Genomic DNA, 22,112 nt, shown 5'->3' with positions numbered 1-22,112 from the left:
TTCCTGCTCCAAATCGACGCGGCAGCGCCGAGCGCAGGTCAGCACCGACGCCCTGGTCGCCACCAGTGCGGCTGTCTGAACTGAACGGGAAAAGCCATGACGGATACATCGCAGCGGATTGGCCAGAGGTTGGCAGCACGCCTGGTTGCTCTGGACCGCCCTACCAAACTGGGCTTGATGCTCGGCGTCGACAGCCTGGCGCTGGCAGCCAGCATGGCGCTCGCGGCGCTTGTCAGCGGTCAGACCGTGGCGGCACTTGCGCTGACAGTGCTGGCGGTGAGTGGTGGCCTTGCCGCACTGGCCGTTGCGCGCCTGTACCGTTCTGTCACGCGCTATCTGGTCTGGCGCAGCCTGGCTTTTGCCAGCGCTGGACTGTTGTTGCTCACCGTCGGGCTGGGCCTGAGTGCAAGCCGCGCCGGCTCGCTTGCACCCTGGTCCTTCGCCCTTGGCTTCGGTGCGGCGGCAATGACCTATCTCTGGTTGTCACGATTGTGCGTGCGCATCCTGCTCCAGCAGCGCAGCACGCCGCACGCGCAGCCCGTCGCGATCTATGGCGCTGGCGAAGCTGGCGCGCAATTGGCACGTGCCATGACCAGCAGCAGGGAGTTCCGGCCGATCTGCTTCTTCGATGAGAAAAGCGCGTTCATTCATCGCAGTGTGGCCGGCCTGGAGGTGTTTCCCGTCTCTGCGCTGCAGGAGCAGGTCGCGCGGCACCGTATCGGCTCCATCGTGATCGCCCTGCCCAGCAGCTCTCCGTTACGGATGCGGGCACTGACCCGTAAGCTGGTTCAGGCCGGCGTCCGGGTGCGCTGGTTCCGTAACCTGCTCGACATGCACGAACAGGGTGAAGTACGGGGCACACTGAGCGAAATACGCCTCGAGCATCTGCTCGGGCGCATACCTGTCGCACCCGATATGCGCCTGTTCGGCCAATGCGTGCAGGGCAAGAACGTACTGGTCACCGGCGCAGGCGGGTCGATCGGCGCTGAACTGTGCCGCCAGATATGTGCATTGCAGCCGGGACGCCTGGACTTGATCGATCATTCCGAGTTTGCCCTGTATACCATCACCGCCGAACTGCGCCGTCGCTGGCCCAGGGTAGCAGTGCATGCCCACCTTGGTTCCGTATGCAACGCTGCCTTGCTCAAGCGCGTGATCGCAAGCGCAGCGACCAACACCATCTATCACGCAGCGGCTTACAAGCATGTGCCGATTGTGGAAGCGAACGTCGTGGAAGGCATCCGCAACAACGTGCTCGGTAGCATGGCGATCGCGCACGCCGCCCATGAAGGAGGCGTGACGACTTGTGTGCTGGTATCAAGCGACAAAGCAGTTCGCCCGACTAACGTGATGGGGGCCAGTAAGCGTATTGCCGAATTGGTCTTCCAGGCCGCAGCGGCCGTACCCGGCACCGTCACGCGGTTTTCGATGGTGCGCTTCGGGAACGTCCTTGGCTCATCGGGGTCGGTGGTGCCCCTGTTCCAGCAGCAGATCGCGCGCGGCGGGCCGCTCACCATCACGCATCCGGAGATCATTCGTTATTTCATGCTGATCACCGAAGCGGCGCAACTCGTCGTGCAGGCCGGCGCGATGGCGCGCGGGGGCGAGGTGTTCGTGTTGGATATGGGCGAACCGGTCCGCATCCTCGATTTGGCCAGGACCATGATTGGTTTGTCCGGCCTGACCGAGCGCAATGGGCGCAACCCGGATGGCGACATCGAGATCGAATACATCGGACTCTTCCCCGGTGAAAAACTGTACGAGGAACTACTGATCGGTGATGGCGCCGAGCCCAGTGACCACCCGGCCATCTTGCGGGTACGCGAGCCGGCGCTGGTCGGCCCGGAGCTGACGCGCCGGATCGAGCAGTTGCTGCTGGCATGCCAGAGCAATGACCGCCGCCAGATCGACGTCACGCTCCGTGCACTGGTGCCGGAATTCCGTACTGCCCCTGAACGGCCCTCCAGGCCAGTCACCACGGCTGTCCAGCGTGAGGTTTCGCACGCTGTCAACACAGTGCGCGCCTAGCGCTCCCATAACCCAGTTTCCTAGAAGGTCTCATCATGCGCGACCACGATAGCTCACTCCCACTGGACAATTTTCTCGCCAAGCTGGACCAACGCAGCGCCACCATTGGCATTGTCGGTCTCGGCTATGTCGGGCTGCCCCTGCTGCTGCGTTTTGCGGACGCCGGCTACAAAGTGCTTGGCCTGGATGTAGACCGTTCCAAGGTGGACAAGTTCAACCGGGGGCGCAGCTATATCGAACATATTTCCGGCCAACGGATCGAATGCGCGCGCGGCGGCGGCGCCGAGGCCAGCACCGATTTCAGCCGCGCTGCGGAGGCGGATGCGCTCATCATCTGCGTACCCACGCCGCTCAATGCCTACCGCGAACCGGACTTGTCGTACGTGCTGGCGACGGTGGAAGCGCTGGTGCCGCACATGCGAACCGGTCAGCTGCTGTCGCTGGAGAGCACGACCTATCCCGGCACCACCCAGGAGGAGCTGCTTCCCCGTCTGCAGGCGCGCGGTTGGACAGTGGGTGAGGACGTATTTCTCGTGTTTTCGCCTGAGCGCGAAGACCCGGGCAATCCGGAGTTCGATACGCGCACCATTCCGAAAATTTGCGGAGGCACGACGCCAGCCTGCCTGCAGGCCGGGCTCGCGCTTTACCGCGTTGCCATCGATACGGTGGTGCCGGTCTCGTCGACCCGCGCCGCCGAGTTGACCAAGCTCTTGGAAAACATTCATCGCGCCGTCAACATCGGCCTGGTCAACGAAATGAAAATCATCGCCGACCGGATGCAGATCGATATCCATGAGGTCATCCGTGCCGCCGCCACCAAACCGTTCGGCTTCACTGCCTATTTTCCCGGCCCGGGACTGGGCGGGCACTGCATTCCCATCGATCCGTTCTACCTGACTTGGAAAGCGCGACAGTTCGGCCTGCATACCCGGTTCATCGAGCTGGCCGGCGAGATCAATAGCGATATGCCCAAATGGGTGGTGGACAAGGTGGGCGAGGCTCTCAATCAGCGTGGCCTCGCAATCAAAGGCAGCAAGATCCTGGTTCTGGGCATCGCCTACAAGCGAAATGTCGACGATATGCGCGAGTCCCCGTCGGTCCAACTGATGGAGCTGTTACGCTCCAAGGGGGCCGAGGTCGCCTATTCGGACCCGCATGTGCCGCACTTCCCGGACATGCGCGAACATCATTTCGACCTCGATAGCGTGGACCTGTCGGCCGCAACGGTGGCCGAGTTCGACGTGGTGCTGCTTGCCACCGACCACACCGCCTTCGACTACCCGATGATCCTGGGCAGTGCCCAGATGATCGTCGACACGCGTGGCGTCTACCGTGACCAAGCAACCAATGTGGTGCACGCATGAAGCGCGATGCGGTTACGGCGTGCAGCGCCCTGCACGATCTACCGGCGCCCTTGAAGGAACGCCGCCTGCGCCTGGCGCTGGTCGGTTGCGGCCGGATCGCCCAGAACCACTTCAAGGCGATTACCCAGCACGCCGAACGCTGCGAGCTGACGGCAGTGTGCGATACCGACCCGCTGGCGCTGGCGGCCGCGGCCGAGCTTACCGGTGCGCGTCCTTTCGCCAGCATGCACAAGATGCTGGCCCACTGCGATGCCGACTGCGTGATCCTCGCCACGCCCTCGGGCCTGCACGCTGAACAGGCAATCGAGGCGGCTGCCAGCGGACGCAGCGTGATCACGGAGAAGCCGATGGCCACCCGCTGGGAGGACGGCAAGCGCATGGTGGCAGCGTGCGACGCAGCCGGCGTGCACCTGTTCGTGGTCAAGCAAAATCGCCGCAACGCCACCTTGCAGCTGCTTAAACGAGCTGTCGCGCAGCGCCGCTTTGGCCGCATTTACATGGTCACCATGAACGTCTTCTGGACCCGACCGCAGGAGTATTACGACAGCGCCAGTTGGCGCGGCACATGGGAATTCGATGGCGGCGCATTCATGAACCAGGCCAGCCACTACGTTGACCTGCTCGACTGGATCGTGGGCCCGATCGAGTCGGTGCAAGCCTACACGGCGACCCTGGCGCGCGATATCGAAGTCGAGGATACGGGGGTGATCAGTGTGCGCTGGCGCAACGGTGCGCTCGGTTCCATGAACGTCACCATGCTCACTTACCCCAGCAATCTGGAGGGCTCGATCACGATCATCGGCGAGCTGGGCACGGTGCGGATAGGCGGCGTGGCCGTCAACCAGATCCAGCAATGGCAATTTGCCGAGGAACGTCCGGAGGATGAGGGCATTGCGCGGGCCAGTTACGAGACCACCTCCGTGTACGGCTTCGGACATCCACTCTATTACGACAACGTCATCAAGGTCATGCGCGGAGAAGCCGCACCGGAGACGGATGGGCGGGAAGGCCTGAAGTCGCTCGAGGTGCTCATTGCAAGCTACCTGTCGGCGCGTGACGGCAGGCGCGTTGCCTTGCCTCTGGAGTACTGAACATGGACCAATTCATCCATCCCAGCGCCATTGTCGACGACGGCGCGCAGATTGGCGCCGGCACCCGCATCTGGCACTTTACCCATGTGTGCGCGGGCGCTCGCATCGGGCCGGACTGCTCCCTTGGACAGAACGTGTTCGTCGGGTCTGCTGCCGTACTCGGGCGCGGCGTCAAGGTGCAGAACAATGTGTCGGTGTATGACGCGGTGACGCTGGAAGACGAGGTCTTCTGCGGACCCAGCGTGGTATTCACCAACGTCTATAACCCGCGCGCCGCTATCGTACGCAAGGATGAATACCGACCCACCCTGGTGCGGCGTGGCGCTTCGCTTGGTGCCAACGCCACCATTGTCTGCGGCGTCACGATCGGATGCTACGGCATGGTGGCTGCTGGTGCCGTCGTCAAGTCCGATACCGCCGACTACTCCGTCGTGGCAGGTGTGCCTGCACGCCATGTCGGCTGGATCAGCCGGCAAGGTGCATCTCTGGTCCCCGACCGGGACGGCTATGCGACCTGTCACCTGAGCGGCGAACGCTACAGGGTAGAGGCGGGGCGGTGCAGCATTCTGTCGTCGCCATTCAGCGCGTCATCCGGCCAAGGATAATCACATGGAATTCGCCGACCTGAAAACGCAGTACACGGTATTGCGCAGCACGATCGATGCGCACATCGCTCGGGTGCTCGAGCACGGCCACTACATCATGGGGCCCGAAGTGGTTCAACTGGAGCGGCAGCTCGCGGAATACACGGGGGCGGCCCACTGTATCACTGCGGCATCCGGCACCGAAGCGCTGCTGATGTCGCTGATGGCCCTGGACGTTGGCCCTGGTGATGAAGTGATCACCACGCCGTTCTCCTTCATCGCCACTGCCGAAGTCATTGTGTTGGCGGGCGCGCGTCCGGTGTTTGCGGACGTCGAACCCGACTCAGGCAACATCAGTGTCGATCGCATTGCCGAGCGCATCACACCGCGCACGCGGGCCATCATTCCGGTGTCGCTGTACGGCCAGTGCGCCGACATGGACGCTATCAATGCCCTGGCCGACCAGCATGACCTTGCGGTCATCGAAGACGCGGCACAAAGTTTTGGCGCCACCTATGGCGGTCGACGCAGCGGCAACTTGTCGCAACTGGCTTGTACCAGCTTTTTCCCGAGCAAGCCACTCGGCTGTTATGGAGACGGCGGTGCGATATTCACGAGCGACGACCGCCTGGCCGCTTCTTTACGGGCGATCCGCGTGCACGGGGCCGAGGAACGCTATGTGCATGCGCGGATCGGGGTTGGCGGACGCATGGATACCCTGCAGTGTGCCATCGTGCTGGCCAAACTGCCCAGTTTCGATTGGGAGCTGGCGCAGCGACGCCGCGCGGCCGCGCGCTACGCCTACTGGCTCAAGGACAATATTCCCGTCATGGCATTGCGTGAAGGGCGGACCAGTGCGTATGCGCAGTACACCATCATCAGCGCACGGCGCGACGCCTTGCGCGCGCGCCTGGAGGCGGACGGCATCCCAAGCGCAGTCCATTATCCGCGACCGATTACTCAGCAGCCGGCTTACTACCAGATGGACAAGGACGCCCACTGTCCTGAAGCGTTGCGCCTTTCGCGCCAGGTGCTGAGTCTGCCGATGGGGCCGTATCTTTCCGACACCGACATCGACCGCATCTGTACCAGCGTCCTGGCGGCCGAATACGATGCGATGGGTGCTACGGAATGAGCACCACGTCAGCCACTGTCAACGTGCCGCCTGTGCTGAAAGTACTGGCAGGCACGCTGGCAGCGCAGGCGCTACCCATCCTCGCGGCCCCGCTGCTCACGCGCCTGTGCACGCCGGCCGAGATCGGGGCATTCGGTACCTGGCTCGGGGTGGCGGCCACTGTATCGGTGGTAGCCACCCTGCGCATGGAGACGCCGATGCTGCTCGAATCGGATCTGGCCGGGCAGGGCGCATGTGTGCGCGTGGTGGCCTACTGGGCGACGGTGTTCGCACTGGCGCTCGTGATGGCCGCATTTGCGGCGCGGCTGGCGGGCCTGCCACTGGCCTCCATGCAGACCTCGCCGGCGCTGTTCATGCTCGGCGGCGCCGTCTGGCTGATGGCTTACCACAGTATCGTGAATGCCTATGCTGTTTCCCATCAGCGCTTTGGTGCCGCCGCGCGGACCAAAGTGTGGACCGTGGTGGCAATCACCGCAACCCAATTGGTACTGCTGCAGTGGTTGGGCCGCGGCTCTGTTGCCCTGCCGCTTGGTCAGCTCGTGGGGCTGCTGCTGGGCGTGTCTGCCGCGCGCCGCTACGTACGCCCGCCCGCCGTGGCGTTGCATTGGCGCCTGCGTCCCGCCGACTGGGGTGTAGTGCGGCGGCACGTGCGGTTCGTGCAGTTCAGCCTGCCTTCGGATCTCCTCAATACCCTGGTCGGGCAGTTGCCCCTGCTGCTGATCGGCAGTGCCCAAGGTGCCACAGCGGCGGGCCTGTATGCGCTGACCCACCGGGTGCTTGCAGCCCCCGCATCGGTGCTGTCGAGCTCAATTCTGGAGGTCTTCAAAGCGCAGGCTGCTCAGGAGTGGCGTAGAAACGGCGACTGTCGCCAGTCCTACCGTCATACGTTCAAACTGCTGCTGGCAATCGGCGCGCTGCCGTCGCTGTTGCTTTGGTGGGTAGCACCGCCTCTGTTCGCCCTGGTATTCGGCCCCAGCTGGCGCGCGGCAGGCGACATGGCCAGCCTGCTTGCGCCCCTCTATCTCGTCGGCTTTGTCGCCAGTCCGCTGGGCTATGTCCTGTATATCACCGGTCGCCAGCATGTCGAGCTGGCTTGGCAGGGTGGGCTGCTGCTGGTCACACTGGCGGCCTTCCTGCTACCGGCCACGCTCCGGCAATGCCTGCTCGCTTATGTCTGGGGCCGTATTGCCATGTACCTGCTGTACATGAGCCTCTCCTACCGTGCGGCGCTGGCGACTTCGCCGTCAAGGGAGCACTGCAATGCACGCTAACCGTACGGTCACCGGCCACGGCCCGCAGGGGTTGCCTCAGGTGGCTTTCCTGCTGCTTTTCCCTGGCTTCTTCTTTTATCACAGTGCCCTCGGCCTGGGTTACATCGGCGCTTTCGCGGGGGGATACTTCACCCCGGCTGCGCTCGTGCTGGTCCTTCCGCTCCTGTTTGCCTATGCGGGGCAGTTGCGTCGCTCCGGCGGTCCCGGGCCCGGCGAACTGGCATTTTTCGGCTTCATTCTGTATATGGGTGCCATGTGGGTGGTGGAGGTTGCCGCTGGTGCCAACGGCACCATCACCCGCAGCCATCTGCTCTTCCTGCTCGACGCAGTGGTGGTATTCATCATCTTCCGGCTGCTGGACGTGCGCGCCGTGTCCTTGCAGCGCGAAGCGCTGGTGTGCCTGCTGCTGATGTCCGCCATTGTCTTTACCTTCGCCCAGGATGGGATGTTCTATCTCGGTAATCTTGGTCTCGCACGCGATCCGGAGGCGGTCGCTACCTATCAGGGCTTTTCACGTTCCTACCTCTTTGTCTATCTGGTCGTGAGCGTACGTTTGCAGTCGAGAACCGCGCGCCTGGCGCTCTACCTGCTGGCTGGCGCCACGCTGTACGTCAATGGTGCCCGCAGCGAATTCGTGGCGATGCTGGGCAGCGTCCCATTGATCGAGCTGTACCGGGCGCGGCAGCGCGCCCGTGCGCTTGGGCTGCTGTGCGCCGTCGCGCTGCTCGTCAAGCTGACCCTTATGTACGGCACCCAATACCTGCCGGAGAACCGCACGCTCGAACTGCTCGATCTTTCACAATCGAGCTCGGCAACATTACGCCATCAGTTGACCGTTCAGGCACTTGAGACCATCGCCAATCATCCACTGCAGGGCAGCTATGCCAGCTATGAGCCGGGAAGCTACGCCCACAACATATTGTCGGCCTGGGTCGACCTTGGCCTGTTCGGATTCCTCGCGCTCGTGGCGCTGCTGTTATGGCCACTTCAGCGCCTGCTCGTGCAGTGTTTTCTGCGACGCGATATGGGTCAAGACGTCGAGCTGCCGCTTTGCCTGTGTTGCACCACGGTGTTGCTTTTACTGGGTTCTCATCACTATCACGACATGTTGATTGCCGCCACTTTGGGATCGTATGAACTCTATAACTCACGATATCGTGCGGACTCGAATCGTTCATCTCAGTTCAGCACATCCGCGGTATGACATCCGCATTTTCACCAAGCAGTGCTGCAGCCTTGCCGCACGTGGCTACCAGGTGTCCCTTGTGGTTGCCGATGGCCTTGGCGACGAGCAGCGCGACGGCGTGCAGATTGTCGACGCAGGCGCCTGTGCGGGACGTCTGCAGCGCATGAGCGCGGGAGTGTGGCGCGTGTATCGTGCGGCACTGGCGTTGCAAGGTGACGTGTATCAGTTACACGACCCCGAGCTGTTGCCGGTGGGTCTGTTGCTCAAGCGGGAAGGGAAGCGGGTCGTCTTCGATGCCCATGAAGACGTACCGTTGCAATTGCTGTGCAAGCCCTATCTGGCGCGGCCGCTGCGGCGCGTGTTCGCCTCCGCATATGGCTGGCTGCAGAAAGTGGCGGCGCACCGGTTTGACGGGATCGTGACTGCCACCCCCAGCATTGCGGGCCGGTTTGCGCCCCACAACAGCGCCACGACGTGCGTTTGCAATTATCCGTTGCTGGCCGAGTTTCAGGCCCCGACGCCATGGGATGAGCGCAACGACACGGTGTGCTACCTGGGCGATATCACGGCCATACGGGGAGCGCATGAAATGGTGCGTGCGATGGGCCGGGTGCGCGGGGCAACGCGCCTGAACCTTGCTGGATGCGCCGCGGCGCCGGAGCTGCTCGGCCAGCTGCAACGCGAACCCGGCTGGCAGCGTGTCAATACCCTCGGGCAGGTCGATCGGAAGGGCGTGCGCAGGCTGCTTGCGCAATCGCGCGCCGGCCTCGTCACCTTGCATCCGACCGCGAACTATCTGGATTCGCTCCCAATCAAGATGTTCGAATATATGGCGGCCGGGATTCCCGTGATCGCCTCGAATTTTCCCGCTTGGCGGGCGATCATTGATACTTACCAGTGTGGCGTTTGTGTCGATCCGCTCGATCCCGATGCGATCGCCGGCGCGATCGATAGCCTTGACGCCGATCCGTTGGCCGCACAGCGTATGGGGACAAATGGCCGCACGGCGGTTTTGACGCACTTCCACTGGGAGCGCGAATTCAAGTCGTTGCTGGCCTTGTATGCAAAACTTCTTGACCGTGAGCCTGCCGCGGCGAGCGTGAATGCCGTGGCTCCCCAGCGGGGAGATACGACGAAAGTGGCACTCTGGCACAAGTATCGTGCCCTGTTGAGCGAGTTGCGGCGCATGCCACGGGTACGACTACAGTTCCAGACCCACCTCAATCCTGCCGAGGTTCGCGCTACCTACCTCAGTTTTACCAAGCCGCACCCGCGTTTTCCCCTGGTCCGCCACAAGGCGATCGGGGTGGCACTCGTGAACCTGCGACAGTTCGACTCCCCGGAACGCTATCTGGCCGAAATCGGTGGCAAAAACCGGGGTGCCAGCCTTGCCCAGCGCGCGCGCAAGCGTGGCTACACGGTTGCCCAGATCGATCGTAATGCCTATGTCGATGAAATTCACGCCATCAACACATCGCTCACCGAGCGTCAGGGGCGCCCGATGTCGGCCGCTTACACGTCCCGAACGCAGCACTTCGATCAGCTCCCCAATTACCGCTACTACGGGGTGCTCGCACCCGGCGGCAAGCTGGTGGCGTATGCCAACATGGGTTACTACGGCGATTTCGCGGCACTTGCTCAGCTGATGGGCTACCGCAACAACGACGGGGCGATGCATTTGCTTCTCGTCGACCTGGTCAGTTCGCTCATTACCGAAAAGCGGGCGCGCTTTCTGATGTATGACACCTTCTTTGGCGCCAGCGCGGGTATGCAGGCCTTCAAACGCATGCTTGGGTTCCAGCCCCATTACGTGAGCTATGAACTGCTTGATTAACGTTGGCCGCCGTATCTATTCGGATTATCTAATGGCCGACCGTACTTCAGACTACGAGGCGCTGCTGAGGGCAGCGATCTGCGCCGGCTACGCGCTCATGTCGGTACGCGACTTCATCGACTTTGGGCAGGCCGCGCCACGACGCATCATGGTGCTGCGCCACGATATCGACACCGATCCGGCCACGGCCCGCCGCTTGTTCGAGATCGAGCGCTCCCTTGGCGTCCTGGCCACCTATTACTTTCGCCTGACCACGCTTGATATCCGGCTGATGGTCGAGCTCGAGAAGTATGGCAGCGAGGCAAGCTACCACTTCGAGGAAATCGCGGATTTCGTGAAGCGACACGACATTCGCTGTCCTGCCCAGCTGCGGGCACGCATGGGCGAGGTCGAAGACCAGTTCTTCATCAATTTTACCGATATCGAAAGGCGCACCGGCATCAAGCTGCGCACGGTCGCCAGTCACGGTGACTTTGTCAACCGCAAGCTCGGCATCATCAACCACGAGTTGCTTCAGAACGCAGCGCTGCGCCAGCGCTGCGGCATCACCCATGAGGCCTACGATCAGGCATTGATGCAGCGCTTCGGCATCTATATCAGTGACCGGCCCTGTCCTGAACTGTATTGCCCATGTTCGCCGCTGGAGGTCTTCGGTATTCATGAGCGCATCTACTTCACCAGCCACCCGGTGCACTGGCGTACGAACTGGCGCGAAACCAGCAGGCACAATCTCACCCGGCTTCGCGAGTCGTGGTCGTGGTAAGGAACTGTCATGCAGATATTGCTCATCAATCATTACGCCGGATCACCCCATCATGGGATGGAATTTCGTCCCTACTACCTGGCCCGTGAGTGGGTCAGGGCTGGCAATGCCGTCTGCATCGTGGCTGCCTCGGCATCGCATCTGCGACAGCAGGCGCCAGTCATGAACGGCCAGCAGATGCGGCAGGAGTGGATCGACGGTATCGACTATCGATGGATCGCTACACCCCGTTACCGGGGAAACGGGCTCGGTCGCATGGCGAATATTGCTGTTTTCCTTGGCGCTCTCGCACGTCGTGCAAAGGCACTGGCCAGCGAGCTGGCGCCCGATCTGGTCATCGCATCCAGTACCTATCCGCTCGATATCTGGACCGCGGCCGCGATTGCCGGCCGCGCCGGCGCACGCCTGGTGTATGAGGTGCATGACCTGTGGCCGCTGACCCCGGTGGAGTTGCACGGCATGTCCCGCTGGCACCCGTTCGTGCAATGGCTGCAGGCAGCTGAAGACTACGCCTGCAGGCGCGCCGATGCGGTGGTGTCGCTGCTGCCCCATGTAGGCAGCTACCTGCAACAACACGGCATGGCGCCGCACAAGCTGCAGTGGATACCCAATGGTATCGATCCGGCCGAGTGGGAACAGGGTGCCGAGCAGCTGCCTGCGCCGGTGTCGGCCCTGTTGGCACAACAGAAAGCGCAGCGACGTTTCGTGGTCGGCTATGCGGGGGGACACGGCAAGGCCAATGCGCTTGAAGCGATGCTCGAGGCGGCGCAGCGGCTCGACCCCCGGCGCTACGCCTTCGTGCTTGCAGGTGCCGGCGTCGACAAGCCAGCCCTGATGGCATCCGCGCAGGGCCAGCAGAACGTATTTTTCCTCGACCCGTTACCCAAAGCCCAGGTACCGGCTTTGCTCGCACAGTTCGACCTGGCCTATCTCGGCTGGCGCCCGCATCCGCTGTACCGTTTCGGGATCGCCCCGAACAAGCTGATGGACTACATGATGGCCGCTTTGCCGATCGTGCATGCGGTCAAGGCTGGCAACGACCCCGTAGCCGAGGCCGGATGTGGCATCAGTATCGCACCAGAGGATGCGACCGCGCTGGCCGACGCCATTGAAGCGCTATCCGCCCTCGACCCGTCTCAGCGCCGGCGCATGGGCGAACGGGGTCGGGCCCACGTGCTGGCACAACACGACTACCGCCATCTGGCGCCGTCCTTCCTGAGCGCGTGCGCTGAACCGTGCGGTGCAATATCCCTGACCTGATGGAGACCACCATGAAGCTGTCCTGCCCTGATCCGCACCCGCTCGCCCCCAAGCCGCAGTTTATGCCATTCTCGTTGCCTGACATCGGCGAAGAGGAAATTGCCGAGGTGCTCGATACGCTGCGTTCCGGCTGGATCACCACCGGCCCCAAAGCGCGCCGCTTCGAGGCCGAATTTGCCGACTATCTGGGCCCGGGACTGCAGGCGCTTGCCGTCAGTTCAGCCACCGCCGGGCTGCACCTGGCGCTCGAAGCGGCCGGCGTAGGGCCCGGCGACGAGGTCATCGTGCCGACCATGACGTTTACCGCCACGGCCGAAGTGGTACGCTACCTGGGCGCGAATCCGGTACTGGTCGACATTGAACCGGCGACGCTGAACATCGACATCGAAGCCATGCGGGCAGCGCTCAGCCCCCGTACAAGTGCAGTGATACCTGTGCATTTCGCCGGTCTGCCGTGTGACATGGACCCGATCATCGCGCTGGCACATGCGCATGGGATGGCCGTGATCGAGGATGCTGCCCATGCTTTTCCTGCACGTTATGGCGGGCGCCTGATCGGCAGCCTTGACAGCGATGCGACGGTATTCAGCTTCTATGCCAACAAAACCATGACCACCGGCGAAGGCGGCATGCTCGTCACCCGTGATCCGTCAATCGCGGCACGCGCACGCGTGATGCGCCTGCACGGTATCCGGCAAGATGCGTTTGACCGTTACGTGTCGGACGTCCCGGCCTGGTTCTATGAAGTGGTGGCCCCGGGATTCAAGTACAACATGAGCGATGTTGCCGCTTCTATCGGGATCCAGCAACTGCACAAGATCGATGCTTTCCTGAGGCGGCGTACCGAGCTTGCATGGACATACCATGAGGCCCTGGCCGACTTGCCATTGGACCTGCCGCCAGCTGCTCCTGCCGGCACCACCCATGCATGGCATCTGTACCCCGTGCGTCTGCAAGCCGACGCCAGCATCGATCGCGACGAATTGATCCGCAAACTTTATGAACGCGGCATCGGTGCCAGCGTGCACTTTATCCCTCTGCACCGCCATCCTTACTGGCACGATACCTACGGACTACAGGACGGACGATTTCCGCACGCTGACCAGGCATACCGCACCATTCTGTCACTGCCGCTCTATACCCGTATGCAGGAGGCCGATCAGCGGCGCGTGGTCGAAGCCCTTGCCGAGCTGTTATGAAGCTCAAGCGCTGCTTTGACCTGGTGGCGGGCCTGATCGGCCTGTGTCTGTTGGCGCCGCTCATGCTGCTCATCGCGTGCTGGGTCAAGTTCGATTCGCCGGGGCCGGCTTTGTTCGTGCAGCAGCGGGTTGGCCGTCATGGGGTGCCATTTGCAATATTCAAATTTCGCACGATGGCGCATGATGGCACGGCGGGCAATGTACCGAGGATGTGGCCCGCACCGTGCATCACCCGTGCAGGCCACTGGCTGCGCCGCACCAAACTCGATGAGTTGCCGCAGCTGGCCAATGTCGTGCTGGGTCAGATGAGCCTGGTGGGCCCGCGGCCTGAACTGGCGCGCTATGTCGCATGCTATCCGCCTGCAGTGCGGGAGAAGGTGCTGTCGGTTGCTCCTGGTATTACAGATTGGGGCTCGATCAAGTACCGTGACGAAGGCAGTTTGCTGGCCGCGGCAGCCGACCCGGAGCGCACGTATATCGAGGACATTTTGCCGGTCAAGCTGGCTTTCTACCAGCGCTATGTTGACCAGCGCAGCTTCTGGATGGACCTGCGCATTATCGCCAGTACAGTGAGCACATTGTGGCGCTAGGAGAGCCGCATTGATCTGCAGTTCAACGTTCCAAGGACGCATCAACGTTGGGGTGAGTGGTCGGGGTCCGCAATAGGTCTGTACACGATCGCGGACGCCGTACAAAAGCTTCGAACCGCAACCACATCGACCTCATCCGCCGATCAAGCGAGGTTGATCCGAGTGTCATGCAAATCGGCGCGCTTACTAATTCCATCTACGCACGATCGCAAGCACGACGCGAATACTGTTGCGCCATGACCCGGCATTGGGGCGACACGCGGCCTTCCGCCCGCAAGTGCAAACGCCGCGTGCGGACGCAAATTGGTGCCGGTATCTTTCCCGACCGCCGGCTCCGGTAGAGCGCTGGACGGCACTGCCATCGGCGTCCGTCATTCAGGGGCTGGAACCATCTTAGGAGCGACCTTGTCCCGTTATTTGACGGTGCTCACTTTGCAAATCAAGAAGGCGTTCCTCACGATTTCCGAACCCCGCCGAGGATTTTCCCTATCCCAGAACTAGCAAATATCTGCGTGATTGCGGATGCTTGGCCGATTCATTGTGGCCGGTGCTGGTGCCAAACTTGTTGCTATCCGATCATGTCCGGCGCTCAAGGCCAGTCGGGTCACCGCCAGGCCGAGGGCATCGGCACCGTCGTTGACGAAGGAGGAATTCGATGGACTCTACGATCGAATACGGACGCGATTCCGGCAACCCGGCCATTCATCAGGATTCTCGATGGGCATGGGCAGAGGACCAGCGTCCCTGCGGTGTGTCGGCAGCCGACGTGTACCTGGCACTGCAAGAGAGAGACCCGTGCGAGACACCCGGCTGCTTGCCCGGCTTACGGCGGGTACACTTCGAGTGCGGCCAACGCCTGTTCGAAATCGGGCAGGCATTTCATACCCTCGCCATCGTCCGCCTGGGCTTCTTGAAAACGTTCGCCGTCAATGACGGCGCGAGTGAACAGGTGCTCGGCTTTCCCATGCGTGGCAGTATTCTAGGTATCGATGGGATTGACTCGGGCCGCCACCAATCCTGTACGCAGGCGCTCAGCAGTGGCGAACTGATTCTGATTCCTTACGTGGCACTGCTGAACCTGGCCCGGACCCATCCAGATTTGTACGCCCGGATCTTCAGCGCGATCAGTGCCGAACTGGAAAGCAACCTGTCGATGGTCAGGCTGCTGGCGCTGCGCTTCGCCGAAGCACGCATTGCGCGTTTTCTCATGCTTCTTGCGTCGCGCCACGCCGCACTGGGCTACTCCGATTCGAAGTTCATGTTGCGCATGCGGCGGTGCGACATCGGCTCTCTGCTGGGCGTTACTCCCGAAACCGTTTGCCGCACCCTGACCACGCTGCATTCTTTGGGCATCATCGAAGTCCGGCACCACAATCTGCGCATCGTCGACCGCCACGCATTGTCGACTGTGGAACGCCTGCCGGCATCCCCGGCGCGACTCAAGCAGATCGAAGCCAACCGCGTGCGCAGGCGCCTCTTGCGCAACTGCCATGAGACAGGCGTGCACCCATTGAGTGGCGCGTCGGCTGAGGTAGCGCCGTGTTGATATTGTCGGTTCCGGCCGTTACGCCCGAGATTTCCTGGATATGCGACGTGCTGTTCAAGACCTTTCTCGGTCTCGATTACGCCCTGCGGCAGGGGCCACCGCGCCAGTATCGCTTGCTGTGCGGGCCCGGCTGGATCGAGATGCCCGATGTGTTTTTCGCCCAGCTCTATCGCCGCGCCTCCGAAGCGGGAGCCAAGGTTCGCTTGCCCTTGCCGCTCTGGGACCCGCGCAGCGCCGGGCTGGATGCAGTGCTCTGCGGAGAAACGGTGCCGGTTATTTTTGGCGAAAGCGCTACCCTGGAGCAACCGGCCGGTGCGATTCGATTGCCGCTGGATATTATTGGCTCGGCGTTCTTCATGCTGAGCCGGTACGAAGAACTTGATAGTCTGGCGCAGGACGAGCATGGGCGATTTCCCGACCAGGCTGCCCTGGCCGTGCGTGCCGGCTTCCAGCAGCGTCCCGTTATTGACGAATACGCCGAGATCCTGTGGGCCGCAATTCAAAAGATATGTCCGGACATGCAGCGCGCGGTACGGGGCGCGCGTACCCTGATCAGCTGTGATGTTGACCTGCCGGTCGATCCGGCATGCGCCTCGGCCTACCGGCTGTTGAAACGCATGGTGGGGCGCAGCCTGCGCCAAGGCACGGCAAGCGGCATGTCGACCCTTGTCGGCAATTACATGGCAGTGCGCCGAGGTGAACACGGGCGCGATCCTTATCTGCAGGCGCTCGACTGGATCATGGAGGTCAATTCCCGCAAAGGGAACCGGGTCGCATTCAATCTCATTCCGGCCGTGACCGACCCTGCAGTTGACCGGAGCATCGACTTGTACGATGCGCGCCTGCTCGATGTGATGCGCACGGTACATGCAAGGGGGCACGAGATAGGTATTCATCCCGGGTATAACACCTATCACCATCCGAACGCCATGTCACGTAGTGTTGCCCGCTTGCGCGCCGCAATGGCGCATCTGGGCATCAGCCAGCCGATTCTGGGTGGACGGCAACACTACTTGCGCTGGCGTGTTCACGTCACGCCGCAACTATGGGAAGAGAACGGTCTTGATTACGACTCCAGCCTGGGCTATGCCAACCAACCCGGGTTTCGCTGCGGTACCTGCCGCGAATTCGCCATGTTCGACTTGGTCGGGCGACGCGCCATGCATCTGCGCCAGCGGCCCTTGCTGTCGATGGAACCCATGCGCTACCGGCTAACAGCGCGGAGCAGCGGAGCTGTGGAAGCGGTGACCCACTATCGGCAGTTATGCCGTCGCTACCGCGGCGACTTTACGTTGTTGTGGCACAACTCGAACCTGGATCATCCGCGTGAACGCGGCATCTACCGCGATATTCTGGCCGCCTAGTGCGGGCGGTACACGGGGCCCGATCCGCTCCGTGTACGCGGGCACGGGGAACGCGAAGGACTGCTAGCAATCAATCAGCTTGTGGGCCACCGCATAGTGCACGAGTTCCACGACCGTGTGCATGTTCATTTTCGCCAGAATGTGTGTCTTGTGGGTGCTGACCGTCTTATTGCTCAGGAATTGACTCTGTGCAATCTCGGCCATGGAGTGCCCCTGGATGAGCAGCCAGAAGATCTCGTACTCGCGTGGCGACAGAGAAGTGTGCGGCAGGTCCGGATTCGGCGACAACCAGGCCTGGGTTATCAGTTCAGCGACTTCCAAATCAATCCATCGCTGGCCACTGGCAACCCGGCGAATGGCCTCAAGCAACTGGCCAGGTTCGCGTTCCTTGTTGACGTAGCCGCGCGCTCCGGCTCGCATGGCACGCAGCGCATACTGCCGTTCATCCAGTCCGCTCCAGACGAGGATGGATATCTTGGGGGCTTCCGAAACAATCTGGGTGATGAGTTCAATCCCATGGCGGCCCGGCATGTTCAGATCCAGCACCAGAACGTCGATATCGAGCGCGCGCACTGCCGCAATCACTTCAAGACCATTGCGGGCCTCGCCAACAATTTCAATATCTTCTTGATGGCCGAGCATGTATTTCAGGCCCTCGCGCATCATCGGGTGGTCATCTGCAATCACCACGCGGATCATGGCGGGCCTCAAGGCTTTCGTGGGGGCAGGGCGGCCGACTGTGCCGACATCATTTGGTCCAGCACTTCGTCCAGCGCCGCGGAGATGCGTGCGATATGGTGCCAGTCGGGGTCAGCCAGTTGACCATCGAGCTCCGTGCAGAGGCGGGCCACCTCGACCGCATCGACCATGCGTGCACTGGGCAGCAACTTATGGGTCTGACGCGCGATTTCCATCGACCGTCGGGCGGCACAGGCCTTGCGTATCTGCGCCGAGCAGTCCAGTGCGACCAGCAGAAACAGCTCACGAAGGCGCAGCGCGGCCTCCGAGTCGCCCCCTGTCCAGCGCGACAGTCCTCCGGTCTGATCCGGTTGTTCTGGTACGGGTTGTGATCGCGACAGGGCTTCGCTGATATGCTGGTATAGCGCGCGCGGAGAAAAGGGTTTGGTCAGGATGGCGTCGAAACCGCTATCGCTGCAGCGCTGCGCATTGTCAACCAGCACATCGGCTGTCAGCGCAATCACGTACGGCGGCGCGGTAGCAGGGTTGCGCCGAATGGCCTGTATCGCAGCGTAGCCATCCATCTCGGGCATTTGCAAATCCATCAGGATGCAGTCGATGCGCTGGCGGGCAAGCACCTCCAATGCAGCACGGCCGTCGTCGGCAACCACTGTCTCGATGCCGCATGGGGCAAGCATCTCCAGCACGATCTGCTGGTTCACTTTGTTATCGTCCGCAACGAGCACGCGAGTCAAGTCGCGTTCGCTCACCTGACACTGCAATTGCTTCCGGGCCTGGTCTCCGTTGGCACGCGCCGTGCCATGGCCCCCGATGGCCTTGCCCCACTTGATCGGGATTTGAACCCAAAACGTGCTACCGACACCAGCAGTGCTGTTGACCCCGATCTTTCCTCCCATTAGTTTCACCAGCTGTTTGCAAATCGACAGACCGAGGCCGGTGCTGCCGTCGTGGTTGATCTCCGGATTTCCTGCCTGATAGAAAGGCTGAAACAACTGCTGTATTTGGCTGGGGGTGAGCCCGATGCCGGTATCGGCTACCTCGAACAATATTTCGGGAGCGCCATCAGGCGCCGAGCGCAAGCTTGCACGGACTTCAATTCGCCCGGCGGTCGTGAATTTGATTGCATTGGAGATATAGTTCAGCAGCACCTGCTTGAGCCGCCCGCTGTCTGCCCGGATGGTTCGATGGAGCTGGGGATCACTGTGGAACGACAGCGTCAATCCCTTGTCCGCTGCGCTTTGGCTCAGGCATTTCAATCCTTCGAAAAAGAGGCGGAAGTCGAAGTCGGCAGGGCGCAGGCAAAACTTGTTGGCTTCGATCTTGCTGAGGTCAAGGATATCGTCGACGACACTCAGCAGATGGGTGCTAGCCATGCGGATCTTGCTCAGGTAATCGCGCTGGCGCGGATCGGTTGCATGGGCCAGCGCCAGATCGGTCAGGCTGATGGTGAGCCCCATGGGAGTGCGAATTTCGTGGCTCATCCGGGCAAGGAAATCAGTTTTTGCCTTGCTTTTGCCCTCAGCAAGTACTTTCTCCTCCCTCAGCCGTGCGGTGCGGATGGCCACCTGTTCTTCGAGGTGCGTATTCAGGCGCTGCAGAGCCTCCTTGGTCTGGAGCTGCTGCGAAATGTCTCGCACCGTGTGCAGGTAAAAGTTGCGTCCATCTATCTTGATACGTTCCCGTTGAACCTCGACGAGAAACTTCTGGTCGAATCGCTGAAGCACGGCGGTATCCATGGAGATCGGCTGGTTCCGCGACATAGACGGTAGGTCTCTCGGGCTGAGCCAGCCGTGGCCCTGCGCCGCCAGCTCGCGTACGTTCATCTGTACCAGCGCCTCCGCAGTAGAGTCCAGCAGCTCGGCCCCCTGTTTGTTGACGAACACGATTTGGCCCGCTTCGTCGTGTACGACGAGCGCTCCGTTGGCCCTGCACGGCGTGTCTCTGACGCGTTCGGTCTGCTGAGACGCCGGGCGCGATGTGCATGGTGCGGTTGCGGCGAAATTCGATGCTGGTGGCTGTGTGCCTACCAGACGAGTATGACAACGGCGTTCTGTTACCGGCGTTCCGTTGCTCTGATTACTCGGCATAGTGTTCCTTTGCTTTTTAATCAAGCCCGTTCGGTACCTCTAACAAGATAGGCAAAATATGCAGGGGCGTCCATACAAAATAAAACTGCAACGTCCTTTTTACTACACACTGCCCGAGCCGGGTACGCTCGACATCGAGGGGCCGTCTGCGCGGTCCAGCCAGCTTTCGCGCCAGTACAAATATTCGGCCCGGGGACATTGGTTCACGCAAGTGCCTTGGCAAACGACCCCGTCTAACACGACCGTATTGCTCAAGTGAACCATCCGTCCGTCCTGTTCCACAATGATCTTGCGAATGGGATAGAGCACCTGATGCCGCTGCCCTATGGCCGGGATCATGGTGGGCGTGAAGCCGAGGCCGCAATTAGTGCCATGTTCATCCAGCGACTCAACGATATCGGCCGCGCCCTTGACATCGACCCAATCGCCGCCGGCCAGCCCCAACGCCCCTTTCGATTTCTTGCCCGGGGTGCCGGCCAGCGACTCGCTCTCCAGGCCAGGGAACAGACGACGGCGTGCGGCACGGGTGGCAATCCGCGCAAATGCGGCCCACGACAGGTCGCCGTTGGCTATCTCGCGAAGAAATGGCAGGACACTCCAGCGGGACAGGGGCCGGCTGGCACCAGCCAGTTCAGTCGATTGGCAGACATAGCGCTCCGCGATACGTGTCGGCAGGGAAGCCGGGTGCTCGCTGATCGGGGCGTCACGGGTTCTTGACGACACTGCCTGAATCGGGAACAGCCAAGCGGTTTTCCAGAACATTTGGCAGCCGCGCTGGCAGCCGTCGTGGGCCTGGCCATCGCAGCGCGCGGTATCGAGGAAGACGGTGTCACGCATCCGACGCATGCCTGCCCCGGCCACGCAAGTACGTTCAACCCGGCGTGTGACACGGAAGGATTGCCCGCACAGCGCCGCCATTTCAGGCATGAATGGCAGACCGTCAAGTTTCCCGTCACTGTCGAGCGTGGCGAGGACATAATCCAGTTCGTGCACTTGCACTAGCTGCCCACGAGAAAGAACTGGGAAAGAAATCGGCATTTTTGATCCCCAGGCAATGATCTAACGGAGATTTTCGATCAGGAATTTGACCGAAGTTTGCGTGAGATCAGGCCGCGTCAAAAAATTGCAGGCCGTTGAATTGCGGGCTTGGCGTAGGCTTTCAAGCCGAGAATGGAACAAGATCGGGGCTGACGGGGCGTCTTTGGTCATGAGCAACGGCAAGTGACGCCAGCCGAGCGCGCCGCGTGCAGTGCTGCACCAAATGCGGCGCGGCGGCCGCAGAGCTCAGGATGATTGAGTCGGACGAGACATTCGAATCGGTCCGAGTTCGGATGGCTCAGGCCGAACACTGTAAAAAAAACTGCCCGGATTTCATGGTTGGTGGCGTAAGAAGTTTCCCCTGCAGAAGGATCTGAACTTCGGGATACTGAAGTCAACGTCGCAGCCGCTCCACTGGAGAACTGACGATCCGGTGCACAAGGGATGCGGTCACACCCATCGACATGAGGAATACGCGGGCTGCCTGCGGGCCGAACGATCTGCGTATTGCCAATGCTTTGTAGATCATGCGAGCCGTTCGCCCGTCTCTTCTGAAATAAGTTGCCGGGACGGCATCGGTTTGAATCTCAAGTCTCGCAGCATCGGCTCGGATCAGCAACCTTTCTATACTCATGAACGGCTCCGGAGTTATTGCTCGACGTTCGTGCGTGGCGAGTCCGATCCCGAGATTCCTGGCCTGAAACGGATCAGGCAGCGCAACCACGCTGTGGAGCGGCCCGGTCGCGTACGGATTTGCATGGGATGCCGGATCACGCCACGCATTAGATTACTGTAGCACTTGCCGGGGCACCGTGCGGGATTTAACACCAGAGATGAGCCACAGGGTCGGGGTGGCCGTGTAGAGTGGGAATCTCATGCGTTCATGGCGCAATGGCACTTCATCGCAGTTCGCGCCACAACAACAGCAAGACGGGTCCGTAAAACAGGATAGCGGTTAGAGCGATCAGACACACTCCCAACAGCACGGACCTGTTGATTCTCGCAGTGGCGATCAGGCGGTGCGTCGATTCGTTGTTCATTGACGAGTTCATGATTGTCTCCTCGGTCGACAG

17 protein-coding genes are annotated in these 22,112 nt (G+C 61.5%); 14 read left to right on the top strand and 3 right to left on the bottom strand.

Annotated elements, in window-relative coordinates; all coding sequences use genetic code 11:
• The first annotated feature begins 96 nt into the window (after positions 1-96).
• The 14 genes from HAV22_RS01375 to HAV22_RS01305 all read left to right on the top strand — a co-directional run bounded on the left by HAV22_RS01375 (position 97) and on the right by HAV22_RS01305 (position 17,215).
• Positions 97-2,028: a polysaccharide biosynthesis protein gene (locus HAV22_RS01375; protein ID WP_166855715.1), complete on the top strand. Its 1,932-nt coding sequence runs from the start codon at positions 97-99 to the stop codon at positions 2,026-2,028.
• Positions 2,029-2,063: 35 nt separating this feature from the next.
• Entirely contained in the window at positions 2,064-3,392 is a 1,329-nt protein-coding gene (locus HAV22_RS01370; protein ID WP_166855713.1) for a nucleotide sugar dehydrogenase, read from the top strand.
• Positions 3,389-4,483, top strand: a complete 1,095-nt coding sequence (locus HAV22_RS01365) for a Gfo/Idh/MocA family protein (protein ID WP_166855711.1) — start codon at positions 3,389-3,391, stop codon at positions 4,481-4,483. Before HAV22_RS01370 ends, HAV22_RS01365 begins: the two co-directional genes overlap by 4 nt.
• A 2-nt stretch (positions 4,484-4,485) precedes the next feature.
• Positions 4,486-5,088 carry an N-acetyltransferase gene (locus HAV22_RS01360; RefSeq protein WP_166855709.1) on the top strand — a complete coding sequence of 201 codons (603 nt, stop codon included), beginning with the start codon at positions 4,486-4,488 and terminating at the stop codon, positions 5,086-5,088.
• A 4-nt stretch (positions 5,089-5,092) separates the two neighbouring features.
• Positions 5,093-6,202: a DegT/DnrJ/EryC1/StrS family aminotransferase gene (locus tag HAV22_RS01355; RefSeq protein WP_166855707.1), complete on the top strand. Its 1,110-nt coding sequence runs from the start codon at positions 5,093-5,095 to the stop codon at positions 6,200-6,202.
• Entirely contained in the window at positions 6,199-7,473 is a 1,275-nt protein-coding gene (locus HAV22_RS01350) for a lipopolysaccharide biosynthesis protein (protein ID WP_166855705.1), read from the top strand. Before HAV22_RS01355 ends, HAV22_RS01350 begins: the two co-directional genes overlap by 4 nt.
• Positions 7,463-8,677 carry an O-antigen ligase family protein gene (locus HAV22_RS01345; RefSeq protein WP_166855703.1) on the top strand — a complete coding sequence of 405 codons (1,215 nt, stop codon included), beginning with the start codon at positions 7,463-7,465 and terminating at the stop codon, positions 8,675-8,677. The genes HAV22_RS01350 and HAV22_RS01345 overlap by 11 nt, the downstream gene beginning before the upstream one ends.
• Entirely contained in the window at positions 8,607-10,493 is a 1,887-nt protein-coding gene (locus tag HAV22_RS31000; protein WP_229421004.1) for a glycosyltransferase family 4 protein, read from the top strand. Before HAV22_RS01345 ends, HAV22_RS31000 begins: the two co-directional genes overlap by 71 nt.
• 31 nt (positions 10,494-10,524) lie before the next feature.
• Positions 10,525-11,256: a hypothetical protein gene (locus tag HAV22_RS01330; protein ID WP_229421003.1), complete on the top strand. Its 732-nt coding sequence runs from the start codon at positions 10,525-10,527 to the stop codon at positions 11,254-11,256.
• A gap of 9 nt (positions 11,257-11,265) precedes the next feature.
• The gene (locus HAV22_RS01325) at positions 11,266-12,516 is read left to right on the top strand and encodes a glycosyltransferase family 4 protein (RefSeq protein ID WP_166855699.1); all 1,251 of its coding nucleotides are present in this window, start codon (positions 11,266-11,268) and stop codon (positions 12,514-12,516) included.
• 11 nt (positions 12,517-12,527) lie between these two features.
• Positions 12,528-13,715, top strand: coding sequence for a DegT/DnrJ/EryC1/StrS family aminotransferase (locus HAV22_RS01320; RefSeq protein WP_166855697.1), 1,188 nt, complete (start codon positions 12,528-12,530; stop codon positions 13,713-13,715).
• Positions 13,712-14,305 carry a sugar transferase gene (locus tag HAV22_RS01315; RefSeq protein ID WP_166855695.1) on the top strand — a complete coding sequence of 198 codons (594 nt, stop codon included), beginning with the start codon at positions 13,712-13,714 and terminating at the stop codon, positions 14,303-14,305. The genes HAV22_RS01320 and HAV22_RS01315 overlap by 4 nt, the downstream gene beginning before the upstream one ends.
• 655 nt (positions 14,306-14,960) lie before the next feature.
• Complete coding sequence (locus HAV22_RS01310) at positions 14,961-15,851, top strand: helix-turn-helix domain-containing protein (protein WP_166855693.1); 891 nt, start codon at positions 14,961-14,963, stop codon at positions 15,849-15,851.
• Positions 15,845-17,215, top strand: a complete 1,371-nt coding sequence (locus HAV22_RS01305; RefSeq protein ID WP_503827419.1) for a polysaccharide deacetylase family protein — start codon at positions 15,845-15,847, stop codon at positions 17,213-17,215. The genes HAV22_RS01310 and HAV22_RS01305 overlap by 7 nt, the downstream gene beginning before the upstream one ends.
• Before the next feature lie 63 nt (positions 17,216-17,278).
• Here the strand turns inward: HAV22_RS01305 and HAV22_RS01300 are convergent, their stop codons facing one another.
• The 3 genes from HAV22_RS01300 to HAV22_RS01290 all read right to left on the bottom strand — a co-directional run bounded on the left by HAV22_RS01300 (position 17,279) and on the right by HAV22_RS01290 (position 21,039).
• Positions 17,279-17,914, bottom strand: a complete 636-nt coding sequence (locus HAV22_RS01300; protein ID WP_166855689.1) for a response regulator transcription factor — start codon at positions 17,912-17,914, stop codon at positions 17,279-17,281.
• Between the two features lie 8 nt (positions 17,915-17,922).
• Positions 17,923-20,001, bottom strand: coding sequence for an ATP-binding protein (locus tag HAV22_RS01295; RefSeq protein WP_166855687.1), 2,079 nt, complete (start codon positions 19,999-20,001; stop codon positions 17,923-17,925).
• A 102-nt stretch (positions 20,002-20,103) separates the two neighbouring features.
• Positions 20,104-21,039 (bottom strand): hypothetical protein, encoded by a 936-nt coding sequence (locus tag HAV22_RS01290; RefSeq protein WP_166855685.1) that lies wholly within the window; start codon positions 21,037-21,039, stop codon positions 20,104-20,106.
• Positions 21,040-22,112: the final 1,073 nt, after the last annotated feature.

Origin of the sequence: Telluria antibiotica, from assembly GCF_011682055.1 — a bacterium.
Taxonomy (GTDB): Bacteria; Pseudomonadota; Gammaproteobacteria; order Burkholderiales; family Burkholderiaceae_D; genus Telluria; species Telluria antibiotica.
The sequence above is the reverse complement of the archived record's forward strand: the minus strand, read 5'-3'. Positions and strand labels throughout refer to the sequence as shown.

Excerpts from the sequence above, each read along its gene's own strand:
- HAV22_RS01315 (WP_166855695.1), top strand. The coding sequence starts at position 13,712 with ATGAAGCTCAAGCGCTGCTTTGACCTGGTGGCGGGCCTGATCGGCCTG.
- HAV22_RS01375 (WP_166855715.1), top strand. The coding sequence starts at position 97 with ATGACGGATACATCGCAGCGGATTGGCCAGAGGTTGGCAGCACGCCTG.
- HAV22_RS01345 (WP_166855703.1), top strand. The coding sequence starts at position 7,463 with ATGCACGCTAACCGTACGGTCACCGGCCACGGCCCGCAGGGGTTGCCT.
- HAV22_RS01295 (WP_166855687.1), bottom strand. The coding sequence starts at position 20,001 with ATGCCGAGTAATCAGAGCAACGGAACGCCGGTAACAGAACGCCGTTGT.
- HAV22_RS01350 (WP_166855705.1), top strand. The coding sequence starts at position 6,199 with ATGAGCACCACGTCAGCCACTGTCAACGTGCCGCCTGTGCTGAAAGTA.
- HAV22_RS01365 (WP_166855711.1), top strand. The coding sequence starts at position 3,389 with ATGAAGCGCGATGCGGTTACGGCGTGCAGCGCCCTGCACGATCTACCG.
- HAV22_RS01360 (WP_166855709.1), top strand. The coding sequence starts at position 4,486 with ATGGACCAATTCATCCATCCCAGCGCCATTGTCGACGACGGCGCGCAG.
- HAV22_RS01330 (WP_229421003.1), top strand. The coding sequence starts at position 10,525 with ATGGCCGACCGTACTTCAGACTACGAGGCGCTGCTGAGGGCAGCGATC.
- HAV22_RS01310 (WP_166855693.1), top strand. The coding sequence starts at position 14,961 with ATGGACTCTACGATCGAATACGGACGCGATTCCGGCAACCCGGCCATT.
- HAV22_RS31000 (WP_229421004.1), top strand. The coding sequence starts at position 8,607 with ATGAACTCTATAACTCACGATATCGTGCGGACTCGAATCGTTCATCTC.
- HAV22_RS01300 (WP_166855689.1), bottom strand. The coding sequence starts at position 17,914 with ATGATCCGCGTGGTGATTGCAGATGACCACCCGATGATGCGCGAGGGC.
- HAV22_RS01325 (WP_166855699.1), top strand. The coding sequence starts at position 11,266 with ATGCAGATATTGCTCATCAATCATTACGCCGGATCACCCCATCATGGG.
- HAV22_RS01355 (WP_166855707.1), top strand. The coding sequence starts at position 5,093 with ATGGAATTCGCCGACCTGAAAACGCAGTACACGGTATTGCGCAGCACG.
- HAV22_RS01370 (WP_166855713.1), top strand. The coding sequence starts at position 2,064 with ATGCGCGACCACGATAGCTCACTCCCACTGGACAATTTTCTCGCCAAG.
- HAV22_RS01320 (WP_166855697.1), top strand. The coding sequence starts at position 12,528 with ATGAAGCTGTCCTGCCCTGATCCGCACCCGCTCGCCCCCAAGCCGCAG.
- HAV22_RS01290 (WP_166855685.1), bottom strand. The coding sequence starts at position 21,039 with ATGCCGATTTCTTTCCCAGTTCTTTCTCGTGGGCAGCTAGTGCAAGTG.